This window comes from Actinoplanes sichuanensis (assembly GCF_033097365.1).
Classification (GTDB): domain Bacteria; phylum Actinomycetota; class Actinomycetes; order Mycobacteriales; family Micromonosporaceae; genus Actinoplanes; species Actinoplanes sichuanensis.
Genome location: NZ_AP028461.1, coordinates 10,515,509 through 10,527,665, shown reverse-complemented (window position 1 = coordinate 10,527,665; position 12,157 = coordinate 10,515,509). Strand labels below are relative to the sequence as shown.

The window sequence follows — 12,157 nt, the reverse complement described above, 5'->3', positions numbered from 1 at the left end:
GAAGCGGTTACTTCTTCTTCGCGGCGGTGACCTTCGCGTACTTCGCCTGGAACTTCGCAACCCGGCCCGCGGTGTCGAGGACGCGCTGCTTGCCGGTGTAGAACGGGTGGCAGGCGCTGCAGGTCTCGACGCGGATCTCGCCGCCCTTGGCGGTGCTACGGGTGGTGAAGGTGCTGCCGCAGGAGCAGATGACCTCGGTGGTCGCGTACTCCGGGTGGATGCCGCTCTTCATGTCTTCTCGGTCCCTCTCGAAAGTGCGGGTCGCCGGGTCGCCTGTGATGAGCAGAGACGTGAACCGGAACCCTTACTGGCCGATGTACCAGTCTGCCATGCCTCCCGTACCGGCCGGAAATCAGGAGGCGCAACCCGATACACGCTGGTTAACGTGAGCGTCCCTCCCGGCATTCCCACCCTTGAAAGGCACTGCCATGACGCTGCTCCACGACGTCTTCGATCCGGCCGAGCTGGCTTCCGCGATCGACAGCGGACTGGTTCGCAAGCAGCGTCACCCCCGCCTGCCGCTGGAGATCTACAACTACACCGAGGCCTGCCAGTACTCCGCCGCCTGGAACCCGGTCACGCTGGCGTGCCGCGGTCTGATCGTGGACGCCGACGGCCGGATCCTGGCGCGGCCGCTGACCAAGTTCTTCAACCACTCGGAGAGCCACGCACCGGTCCTGGAACCGGGTGCGCAGGTCCGGGTGACCGACAAGATGGACGGCAGCCTGGGTGTGATCTACCACGACGGGTCGGGCTGGGCGGTCGCCACCCGCGGCTCGTTCGCGTCGGATCAGGCGTTGCACGCCACCGAGGTGCTGCGCGGCCGGTACGGCTCGTTCGTCCCGCCGGTCGGCCTGACCGTGCTGGTCGAGATCATCTACCCGGCCAACCGGATCGTCGTGGACTACCAGGGTCTCGACGACCTGGTGCTGCTCGGCGCGGTGGAGATCGCGACCGGCCGGACCTTCGGCCCGGAGGCGGTGCCGCGGTGGCCGGGGCCGGTGGTGGAGTCGTTCACCTACTCGACGTTCGCGGAGGCGCTGGCCGCTCCGCCGCGGGACGGGCGGGAGGGTCTGGTCGTCCACTTCCTCGACGCCGACCAGCGGGTGAAGATCAAGTACGCGGACTACGTACGTCTGCACCGCCTGGTGACCGGACTCACGCCGCGGACCGTGTGGGAGGTCCTGGCCAACGGCGGTGATCTGGACGCGTTGACCGAGCCGCTCCCGGACGAGTTCCACGTCTGGGTCACCGGCATCGCGACCGAGCTGACCGCCGAGGTCGACGCGCGGGCGGCGGCGGTCGAGGCCGCCTACGAGACGATCGTCACTTCGCTTCCGGAGGGCTGGGGCCGCAAGGAGTTCGCGGCGCAGGCTCTGCGCACCGAACACCGTGCCGAGCTCTTCCTGCGGCTGGACGGCAAGGACTACCGTCCCGGCCTGTGGCAGCGCGCCCGGCCGGCAGTCAAGGAGTAACCCCCGATGACACGACTTCTGATCACCCGGGGCCTGCCGGCCTCCGGCAAGACCACGTTCGCCCGCAAGCTCCAGCCGGACGTGGTTCGGGTCAACCGCGACGACCTGCGGCGGATGCTGCACGGCCGGCGGCTCGCCACGCAGCGCGCCGAGGCGCAGATCACCCAGGCGCAGCGGGCCGCCGTCGAGGCGCTGCTGCGTGCCCGCGGCAGCGTCATCGTCGACGACACCAACCTGCGGGCCAAGACGGTCCGTGAGTGGGCCGAGATGGCCGCCCGGCACAACGCGTCGTTCGAGGTGCACGACTTCACCGACGTGCCGGTCGACGAGTGCGTGCGGCGTGACGCCGACCGGCCCGAGGACGACCGGGTCGGTGAGGAGCCGATCCGGCGCATGCACCAGCGGTACCTGGCCGGTAGGAACCTGCCGCTGCCGATCCCGTTCGTCGACCCGGGCGGGTCGGATGTGGTCTACCGGCCCGATCCGGATCTGCCGAAGGCGGTGCTGGTGGACATCGACGGGACGGTCGCGCTGATGAGCGGCCGGAGCCCGTACGACTGGGGGCGGGTCGGTGAGGACGAGCCGAATCCGGCGGTGATCACCGCGGTCCGGGCGATGCACGCGGCCGGCCACGCGATCGTCTTCTGCTCCGGGCGGGACGCGGTGTGCCGCGCGGAGACCGAGGCCTGGCTGGATCTGTTCGTCGGGGTGCCGTACGAAGCGCTGTTCATGCGGCCGGAAGGCGACAGCCGCAAGGACTCGATCGTCAAGCGGGAGATCTTCGACCTCGAGGTCAGGGATCGCTGGCTGATCGTGGGGGTGTTCGACGACCGTCAACAGGTGGTACGTATGTGGCGGCAGCTCGGCCTGACCGTCTTCCAGGTGGCGGAGGGGGATTTCTAGGGTGAAGTACCCGCGGACGTTCCATCTGCCCGGCTCGCCCGGTGCGACCGCCGACGACCGGGTTCAGCACGATCTGTCCTGGCTGGACGGCGAGCTCGTGGTGACCGAGAAGATGGACGGCGGGAACCTCACCTTCACCCGTGACACCATGTTCGCCCGCTCTGTGGACTCCGGCACCCAGCCCTGGGACCGACCGGCCAAGGCACTGTGGGCGATGACGGCGTACCGGATACCCGACCAGTGGCGGGTCTGCGGCGAGTCCATGTGGGCCCGCCGCAGCGTGGCCTACCACGACCTTCCCGGCGTCTTCCTGGTCTTCGGCATCTGGGACGAGACGAACACACTGCTCGGCTGGGACGACACGGTCGACTGGGCACGCCGGCTGGAACTGCCGGTCGTCCCGGTCCTCTACCGCGGCGGCAGCCTCTCCGAGGCGTGCGCCGCGTGGGCCGCCCAGCGAGACGGCGAGACCTCCGAGGGGTACGTGGTACGCGCGGCCGGTCGTATCCCGGCCACCGAGTTCGACCGCAAGCTCCTCAAGTGGGTGCGGCCGGACCATGTCCGTACCGAGGCGTCCTGGCGTCACCGCGACGACTTCGCCGTCAACGAGTTCGCCTAGGACAGCCCCGCGCCAACTCGGCCGCCTCGGCGTCCAGGTAGAAGGCCGGGCGCTGGTCGAACTCGTCGTAGTAGCGATGGAAGACCGGCGTGATGCCGCCGGAGATCGGCGGGACGATCCAGCTCCAGTCGGCAGGCACCGCGCGGCCGGCCTTCTCCTCGTTGCGCAGGTGCGTGATGAACCGCTGCGACTCGGTGTGGTGGTCGCTCATCTTGACGCCGTCCCGTTCGAAACTGTGCAGGACCGCCCGGTTCAGCTCGACCAGCGCCCGGTCCCGCCACAGCGTCGACTCCCGGCTGGTGTCCAGACCCATCCGGGCGGCCATCAGCGGCAGCAGGTCGTAGCGGTCGACGTCGGCCAGGTTGCGGGCACCGATCTCGGAGCCCATGTACCAGCCGTTGAACGGGGCCAGCGGATAGTGCACGCCACCGATGGTGAGCCGCATGTTGGCGATCGCCGGAACCGCGTGCCACCGCAGACCCAGCTCGGCGAACCAGCCGAACTCGGGATGGCGCAGCGGCACCTCACGGATCGCACGTTCCGGCAACTCGTAGACGCGTACCCCCTCGGCCGGCGTCTCGATGATCAGCGGGAGCACGTCGAACGCCTCCTCCTTGCCCTGCCAGCCGAAGCCCCGTACCGCCGTGGTGAAGTCGATCTGCCGCGGGTCACCGACCGCGCCGCCGTCCTCGGTGCGGTATCCGGCGTACCGGATCAGCTGTTCGTTCCACACCCGGGCGTGCGGCCGGCCCGGCTGGGCCGGGGCGAAGACGCTGATCACCGGCCGGATCTGCCCGCCGCCCGCGGTCTGCAGGTGCTGGACCAGCAGCGAGTAGATCTCGTCGGCGGTGCGGGCCCGCCGACGGTCCAGCACCATCAGGCTGCGCCAGTAGAGCCGCCCGATACACCGGCTCGCGTTGCGCCAGGCCATCTTCGCGCCGTGGGTCAGCTCGTCCGTGGTGTGCACGTAGGTGCCGGTCGCGGCGATCTGGGCCCGGACGATGGCGAGCCGGGGTTCGACCGGGCCGAGCCGGGGGTTCTCGACGTAGCAGCGGCGCAGGAAGTCCTCGGCCTCGGCGGGGTCCACAGGTGAGCCCGGATCCCATGGCTCGGCGGGACAGTCCCGGTAGCCGGGCACGATCATCAGGCGCCTCCGGAGGTGTCGAGCGACGAGGGATACCGGAGGTTCGCACGGCCATGCATGGGCCGAATCAGACAGGCTGTGCGACAAAAACGACGCAGCCCACCCGATTGGGTGGGCTGCGTCGTTTTTATTCGTTTATTCGCCAGGCGTGGACTTGGCGATCTGCATCAAGAACTCGATGTTGGTCCGGGTCTGCTTGAGCCGGTCCATCAGCAGGTCCAGGGCGGCGCCGGACTCCAGCGAGCTGAGCACCTTGCGGAGCTTGTGGATGATCGCCAGCTCCTCCTTGCCCAGAAGGATCTCTTCCTTACGGGTGCTGGAGGCGGAGACGTCCACGGCCGGGAAGACCCGCTTGTCGGCGATCTTGCGGTCGAGCTTGAGCTCGGCGTTACCCGTGCCCTTGAACTCCTCGAAGATCACCGTGTCCATCATCGACCCGGTCTCCACCAGCGCGGTCGCGAGAATGGTGAGCGAGCCACCGTTCTCGATGTTGCGCGCGGCGCCGAGGAAACGCTTCGGCGGGTAGAGCGCGGTCGAATCGATACCACCCGACATGATGCGGCCGGAAGCCGGCGCCGCCAGGTTGTACGACCGGCCGAGACGGGTCACCGAGTCGAGCAGCACGACCACGTCGTGACCCAGCTCGACCAGCCGCTTCGCCCGCTCGATGGCGAGCTCGGCGACCGTGGTGTGGTCCTGCGGCGGACGGTCGAACGTGGCCGCGATGACCTCGCCCTTCACCGTGCGCTGCATGTCGGTGACCTCTTCGGGCCGCTCGTCCACGAGCACGACCATCAGGTGGCACTCGGGGTTGTTGCGGGTGATCGCGTTGGCCAGGGCCTGCAGCACCATCGTCTTACCGGCCTTCGGCGGGGAGACGATCAGCGCGCGCTGGCCCTTACCGATCGGCATCACCAGGTCGATGATGCGGGTGGTGAGGATGTGCGGCTCGGTCTCCAGCCGCAGGCGCTCCTGCGGGTAGAGCGGGGTGAGCTTGTAGAACTCGGGACGACGACGGGCTTCGTCCGGCTCCATCCCGTTGATGGTGTCCAGACGGACCAGCGGGTTGTACTTGTCCCGCCGCTGTCCGTCGTTGCCACCGTCACGCGGAGTGGACCGCACGGCGCCGGTCACCGCGTCACCACGGCGCAGGCCGTACTTCTTGACCTGCGACATCGAGACATAGACGTCGTTCGGGCCGGAGAGGTAACCGGTGGTCCGCACGAACGCGTAGTTGTCCAGCACATCCAGGATGCCGGCGACCGGGACGAGCACCTCGTCCTCGGACACGTGCGGCTCCCGGCCCTCACGCTGGCCGCCACTGCGTTCCTCGCGCGGGTTGTCGTCACGGTCGCGGCCGCGACGACGGTCCCGGAAACGGCTGCGCCGGCTCCGGCGGCCGCCGTCGCCGTCGTCGTCACCGTCGTCGTGACCCTGCCCGTCACGCGGGCCACGGTCGTTACCGCGGTCGTCGCGCTGCTGGTTGTTGTCACGCTGCTGGTTGTCGCGCTGACCGTCGCGCTGCTGGTTGTCGCGCTGACCATCACGCTGGTTGCGCTGCCGGTCCCGGTTGCGCTCGGGACGCTCGCCCCGCTCGGGACGCTCGGCCCGCTCCGGGCGCTCGGTGGGCTCGGCGGCGGGCGCGGACGCCTCGGCCGTCACGACGGCGGCGGGAGCCTCGGCTGCCGGAGCGGCCACGGTCTCCTGCTGGCGCGGAGCACTTTCCCGGGAGCCCCGCTCACGGCGGCTCCGGGACGGGCGCTCGGCCGGCGCGGTCTCGGCCGGGGCCGCTGCGGTCTGCGGCACCTCGACCGGAGCGACCTGGGCGGGAGCCTGGGCGACGGCGTCGGAGCCGTTGGTGCGCGGGCGCGGCGCCGTCTCGGCGGCAGCGGCGGCGGGGGCGCCGCCACTCTGGCGCTCGGTGATCGCGGCGATCAGCTCGCCCTTGCGCATCCGGGCGGTGCCGGAGATGCCGAGGGAGGCGGCGAGGCTCTGCAACTCGGGCAGCAGCATCGCGGACAGCCCGGTGCCGCCCCGGCGACGCTTCGTAGCGGTCGCGGTGGTGCCTGCGCCGTCAGCGACGTCAGAAACACCCGACGTCACGTCGGTGGTGTCGCTCAATGGATTCCTTCCGTCGGAAAAAGCCCGAGTCCACCCGGAACTTCAGCCTTGGGCCGGGTGCCCTCGGAACCCGCTTCGCAACAGCGGCGCGGGAGTTCGTGCAGCACGGCAGCTCGACGGTATCCCTGCCCGTCGACTGCCGGCGGGTAGGTCTCGGCGAGTGCAGCGATCCATGGATGCTGCCCGGCGTTTGCCTTGATGAGAGTTGAGAAAGGCCAGAAGGCCCAGAAATCTCGGGGGTGCGCCGAACCGCAGAGATCGCTTGCTTCGCGGCTGTGCTAGGTCTTGAGCGTAGTCAACTCGTGCGACCTGCGGCAACAGGACCCCGCTCGGCGTGTTCCACCATACCCCCTTTCACACGAGCACCGGCGTCATCCACGCCCAGCACTTCGCTGTGCCAGTGCGCACCGGGTGCGAAATCGCCCGGGACCTCGGTCAACGCCAGCACGGAGGGACCGGCACCGCTGACCACGGCGGCCACCCCGGCCGAACGCAACGCCGTCACCAGGGCCGCCGAGGCCGGCATCCCCGGGGCACGGTAGCCCTGGTGCAGACGATCCTCGGTGGCCGGGAACAGCAGCGACGGATCGCTGGTGAGAGCGTGCGTGAGCAGCGCGGCCCGCCCGGCGTTGAACGCGGCGTCGTGATGCGGCACCTCGGCCGGCAGCGCGGCGCGAGCGGAAGCCGTGAACCCCAGCTCGGCGGGAACGAAAACCGTCGGGCGCACACCCTCGGCCGGCGTCAGCTTAACCGCCCGCGCTCCACCCGGCTCCGTCCAGGCCACCGTGAACCCGCCGAGCAGGCATGGAGCGACATTGTCGGGGTGGCCCTCGATGCGGGCCGCGATGCGCAGGGCGGCCTCGTCGTCGATCAGATCGAGACCACCGGCGATCAGGCCCCGGGCCAACTGCACGCCACCGACGATCGCCGCCGACGAACTGCCCATGCCACGCGCTTGCGGGATCCGGTTGACGCACTCGACGGCCAGACCCGGCGGGCGCACGCCCACCTCGTCGAAGGTGGTCAGCATGGCCCGGACCACCAGATGGTCCTCGCCGGTCGGCAGATCCCCGGCACCCTGACCGAGCACCGTCACGGTGAAACCGCCGTCGGTCACCCGCGCCGACAGGTCGTCGTACAGAGTCAGCGCCAGGCCGAGAGCGTCGAAGCCGGGGCCCAGATTGGCGCTGGTCGCCGGCGTGCTGACGGAGACCGGCCCGGTGACGAAGGTCAAACCCATCGTCACATGCTAGGGCGTGATCATTTCGGGGAAGCTCCCCGGTACCGGTAATCCCGAATGTCGGCTCGGCCGAGGGACGAAGCCGACGGGTCGCGATCCGCCACCCGATCGCGTAGGTGAGAGTGATCGACGCGCAGCCCGCGATGATCCAGCGTGGCTCGACCCGGTCGATGGCCGCGCCCGCGACCAGCTGACTCACCGCGATGGCGAGCGTCGCCAGCATCATGTCGGTGGCGAAGACCCGGCCGCGCAGCGCGTCCGGAACCTCGCCCTGAAGGGCGTAGTTGGACAGCACCCAGTTACTGCCACCGGCGAAGTGCGCGACGAAGACCAACCCGGCCACCAACGGAAACCACTGCGTGAACGCGACACCCAGATAACCGAGACCGTACAGCCCCATCGACAGGGCCAGGCCGGGCAGCAGCCAGGACGGGCGGTTCAGCACCGGGCGCATCACCAGCGGGCCGACCAGCGCGCCCGCGCCGCGCAGCGCGAACAGCAGCCCGGCCCCCAACGCGCCCACCCCGTGCGCCGCCGCGATCAGTGGGAACACGGTCAGCACCCCGTTGCCGAGCCCGACCGCGGACTTCACCGTCACCAGGGCGCGCAGGCGCGGGCGGGCGCCGATGTAGCGCAGCGACTCCATCAGTGCGGCCAGAGCCCGGACCGGCTCGCCGCCACCGCTGCGCGGTGCCTGCATCGGCCGTCGGATCAGGGCGGTGAGAAGGCTTCCGGTGAGCAGGCAGACGGCCGTCACGGCGAAGCAGACGTACGGGCTGAAAGCGCTGCTCACGACTCCACCGAGCGACGCGCCCACCACTGTCATGGTGCCCCAGGCGGACCCGGCGACGGTGTTCGCCGCGGCCAGGTCCGCCGGGTCCACGAGGTTCGGCAGCGCGGCCGACGCGGCCGGTGAGTAGAACGCCTTGGACACCGCGATCGCCCCGACCGCGACGAGTGCCAGCGGGGCGGTGGCCGCCGACCGGACCCCGAACAGCAGCAGCACCGACAGGAAGGCCGCCGCGTTCGAGACGATCAGGATCTTCCGGCGGTCCACCCGGTCGGCGACCGTGCCCGTCCACGGGAGCAGCAGCGCCAGGATGCCGGTGTCCACGGCCAGCACCATCGCACCGAGGGTGCCGCCGCCGGTCAGCTCCGGGAGCAGCACCAGCAGCGGGACCATGACGAACCAGTCGGCGCCGAAGACCACCAGCTCGGCCGCGAACAGACGGCGGAAGTCACGGTTACGGGTAAGGACCGGGAAGGCTGCTGGCACGTACCTGACCATATGACGATGCCCGGCCCCACCGGGGACCGGGCATCGATTCGGTACCGCTTACTCAGCCGGATTGGCCGGCTTACGCGGCATCTTCAGCACTTCGAACTGATCGGTGAAGCCCCGCAGCGCCGATCGACCGCCCTCCGGCCGGGCCTCGTGGGCGCCGCCGCTGGAGTCCGGCGCCACCCCGGCCGGCACCAGGTCGTCGGCCGGCTCGTCGGCGGCGTGCTTCGGCGTCCCGGCCGCCTGTCCCTTGCGCAGCCGCCTGGCCTGACGCTTGGCCCGGCTCTTCTCCTTGCGGTTCTCCACCATGGTGTAGAGCGTCGGGACCAGCACCAGCGTGAGCAGCGTCGAGCTGACCAGACCACCGATCACCACGATGGCCAGCGGCTGCGAGATGAAGCCGCCCTCGCCGGTGAGACCCAGCGCCATCGGGATCAGAGCGAAGATGGTCGCGATCGCGGTCATCAGGATCGGGCGCAGCCGGTGCCGGCCGCCCTCGATCACGGCCTCCTGTACGCCGTACCCCTGGGCCCGGTAATGGTTGATCAGATCCATCAGCACGATGGCGTTGGTCACCACGATGCCGACCAACATCAGGACACCGATCAGCGCAGGTACGCCGAGCGGGGTGCCGGTGATCAGCAGCAGGCCGATCGCGCCGGTCGCCGCGAACGGGATCGACACCAGCAGGATCACCGGCTGGAGCACGCTGTGGAAGGTCGCGACCATGATGATGAAGACGATCGCGATCGCGGCCAGCACGGCCAGGCCGAGCTGCTCGAACGCCTCCGCCTGGTCGGCACCGACGCCGGCGACGGTGATCTCCGCGCCGGGCGGGGTCTGGAGGGCGTCCAGCGCCTTGGTGAGGTCGGCGTTGACCTGGCGCAGGTCGGAGCCGACGACCGCACCGGTGACGCTGGCGATCCGGTTGCCGTCGCTCCGGCTGATCGTGGGCGGCCCGCCGACCTCCTTGACGTCGGCGACCTGGTCCAGCGGCACGATGCCGCGTGGGGTGGTCAGCGGCAGGGCCCGCAGCGCGGCCGGGTCGGCGGGCGCCGAACCGAACGAGATCACCACGTCCTCGCTGTTGCCGTCGACGCTGATCCGACCGGCCGGGACGCTGCGGAACATGCCGGCCACGGTCTGGCCGATCTGCGCCTCGGTGAGCCCGGCGGACGCGGCGGCCTTGCGGTCCACCTCGACCTCGAGCCGCGGCACGGTGGCCACCAGGGTGGTGTCCACGTCGGTGACACCGGCGATCCCGGCCATCGCGGCCCGCACCTGCTCGGTGGCCGAGGCGAGCACGTCGTTGTCGGCCGCCGAGACCTGCACCGAGAGCTGGCTGCTGCCCAGCCCCGAGCTCTCCTGGCCGATCTTGATCTCGCCCTTGTCGGTCAGCTGGGCGAACTGCTCGCGCAGCGCGTCCGAGACCTGCTCGGCGTCGGCGTCCTCCTTCAGCGCCACGTTGTAGGTGGCGGTGCCGGAGCCGCCGCCGCCGGCGAACGGGTTGGCCGAGTTGCCGCCGACGTTGACCTGGTAGGTCTCGATCTCGGCGCGGGCCGCGAGGACGCCCTCGACCTTCTTCGCCGCCTCGTTGGTGGCCTCCAGGCTGGTGCCGGGCGGCATCTCCTGGGTGATGGTCAGGCTGTCCTGCCCCGACTCGTCGAGGAAGTTGGTCTCCAGACGGGTGGAGAGCGCGAACGTCCCGATCAGCACGCCGATGCCGATCAGCACGGTGGTCCAGCGCCAGGTGGTGGCGAACCGGATCACCGGCAGGTAACCGCGCTGAAGCGGGTTGCGCAGTTCCTTCTCCTCGGCGGCCCGGCGGACCGCCTCGTTGTCGGCGCCCGCGGGCTGCGGCTTGAGGAACCAGTACGCCAGCACCGGCACGATGGTCAGCGAGACGAACAGCGAGGCCAGCAGCGCCACCGTCACGGTGATCGCGAAGGACGAGAAGATCTGCCCGACCAGACCGCCGACCAGGGCGATCGGGGCGAATACGGCGACCGTGGTGAGCGTCGAGGCGACCACCGCACCGGCCACCTCCTTGACCGCGCCGAGGATGGCGTGCACCTTCTCCTCGCCGTACTCGAGGTGGCGCTTGATGTTCTCCAGCACCACGATCGAGTCGTCCACCACCCGGCCGACCGCGATCGTCAGCGCGCCCAGGGTCAGCAGGTTGAGGGTGTAGTCACCGACCCACAGGGCGATCAGCGCGACCAGCACGGAGAGCGGGATGGAGACCGCGGTGACCAGGGTGGAACGGACGCTGAGCAGGAACACCAGGATCACCACGACCGCCATCGCGAGGCCGAGCAGGCCCTCGGTGGTCAGGCTCTCGATGGACCTCTCCACATACGGCGCCTGGTCGGTGATCACGGTGAGCGTGGCGCCGGAGTTCTTCTGCAGTTCGTCGAGCATGTCCCGGACCTCGTGGGAGATCGAGACCGGGTTGCCGTCGGGCCGGGCGGTGACCGCGATACCGAGGCTGTCCACCCCGTCGGTCCGCGTGTACGACTCGGCGGGCGGCAGCTTGCTCTCGACGGCGGCCACGTCACCGAGTCGGACCGGGCCGCGGGAGCCGGTCAGGTAGACGTCCTTGAGCTGGTCGACCGAGGTGAGCGGGGTGCCGACCTGCACGGTCAGCGACTTGTCGTCCCGAGTGACCGCGCCGGCCGGGATCGAGACACCGTTGGCCTGCAGCACCGTGGTCAACGAGGACGGGTTGACGCCCGCCGCACCCATCTTCGGCAGGTCGGGCGTGATCACCACCTGCTTGGCGCGGGCCCCGGTGACCTGGGTGTCACGGACGCCCTCGATCCCGTTGAGCTCCGGCACGACCGTCTCGTTGAGCCGGCGGAGCAGGTCGGCCTCGTCGGAACCGCCGGACGCGGCGAGCACGATGGCCGGGATGTCGTCGGTGCCACCGGCGAAGACCTGCGGGTCGACGTTCTCCGGGAGCTGCGCCTGGATCCGGTTGATCGAGGTGGTGACCTGGTTGACGGCGGACTCGATGTCCGTACCGAATTCGAACATCACCACGACGCTGGAGACGTTCTCGCGGGAGGTCGACGTCACGGTGTCGATGCCGTCGATGCCTTTGACCGCGTCCTCGATCGGCTTCGTCACCTGCTCCTCGACCGTCTCCGGCGAGGCTCCGGGCAACACCGCGCTGACGAACGCGGCGGGCAACTCGATCGAGGGGAAGAGCTGCTGCTTGAGGGACGGGATCGCATAGAGCCCGAAGCCGCTGATCACCAGAGCGATCAGGGCGACGAGACCTCGGTTGGCAAGGCTGAGCCGTGTCAGAGCTGACATGGGCGCTCCCCCGAGATTGGTTCGGTCGATACTGATAGTTTGCATGACACGAACA

Annotated in this window: 8 protein-coding genes and 1 pseudogene; 3 read left to right on the top strand and 6 right to left on the bottom strand. The window is 69.8% G+C overall.

Annotated features, from left to right (window positions below; all coding sequences use genetic code 11):
• Positions 1–7: 7 nt before the first annotated feature.
• A complete protein-coding gene (rpmE, locus tag Q0Z83_RS48520; protein WP_093619065.1) occupies positions 8–232 on the bottom strand; it encodes a 50S ribosomal protein L31 in 225 nt (74 codons plus the stop codon).
• A 196-nt stretch (positions 233–428) separates the two neighbouring features.
• On the opposite strand from rpmE, the gene Q0Z83_RS48515 reads away from it, so the two are divergent.
• The 3 genes from Q0Z83_RS48515 to Q0Z83_RS48505 are packed head-to-tail and all read left to right on the top strand — an operon-like array spanning position 429 to position 2,997.
• Positions 429–1,475, top strand: coding sequence for an RNA ligase (locus Q0Z83_RS48515; protein ID WP_317790354.1), 1,047 nt, complete (start codon positions 429–431; stop codon positions 1,473–1,475).
• A gap of 6 nt (positions 1,476–1,481) precedes the next feature.
• Positions 1,482–2,378, top strand: a complete 897-nt coding sequence (locus Q0Z83_RS48510; protein ID WP_317790353.1) for a phosphatase domain-containing protein — start codon at positions 1,482–1,484, stop codon at positions 2,376–2,378.
• A 1-nt stretch (position 2,379) separates the two neighbouring features.
• Positions 2,380–2,997: an RNA ligase family protein gene (locus tag Q0Z83_RS48505; RefSeq protein ID WP_317790352.1), complete on the top strand. Its 618-nt coding sequence runs from the start codon at positions 2,380–2,382 to the stop codon at positions 2,995–2,997.
• Here the strand turns inward: Q0Z83_RS48505 and Q0Z83_RS48500 are convergent.
• The 5 genes and pseudogenes from Q0Z83_RS48500 to Q0Z83_RS48480 form a co-directional block, all read right to left on the bottom strand.
• A complete protein-coding gene (locus tag Q0Z83_RS48500; protein ID WP_317790351.1) occupies positions 2,981–4,141 on the bottom strand; it encodes a nitric oxide synthase oxygenase in 1,161 nt (386 codons plus the stop codon). The two genes, Q0Z83_RS48505 and Q0Z83_RS48500, sit on opposite strands and share 17 nt — an antisense overlap.
• Positions 4,142–4,276: 135 nt before the next feature.
• Positions 4,277–6,262, bottom strand: coding sequence for a transcription termination factor Rho (rho, locus tag Q0Z83_RS48495; protein ID WP_317790350.1), 1,986 nt, complete (start codon positions 6,260–6,262; stop codon positions 4,277–4,279).
• A 295-nt stretch (positions 6,263–6,557) separates the two neighbouring features.
• The gene (gene thrB / locus Q0Z83_RS48490; protein WP_317790349.1) at positions 6,558–7,502 is read right to left on the bottom strand and encodes a homoserine kinase; all 945 of its coding nucleotides are present in this window, start codon (positions 7,500–7,502) and stop codon (positions 6,558–6,560) included.
• Between the two features lie 79 nt (positions 7,503–7,581).
• Positions 7,582–8,778: pseudogene (locus Q0Z83_RS48485) on the bottom strand (MFS transporter); the annotation flags it as partial.
• Between the two features lie 60 nt (positions 8,779–8,838).
• Positions 8,839–12,102 carry an efflux RND transporter permease subunit gene (locus Q0Z83_RS48480; protein WP_317790348.1) on the bottom strand — a complete coding sequence of 1,088 codons (3,264 nt, stop codon included), beginning with the start codon at positions 12,100–12,102 and terminating at the stop codon, positions 8,839–8,841.
• Positions 12,103–12,157: the final 55 nt, after the last annotated feature.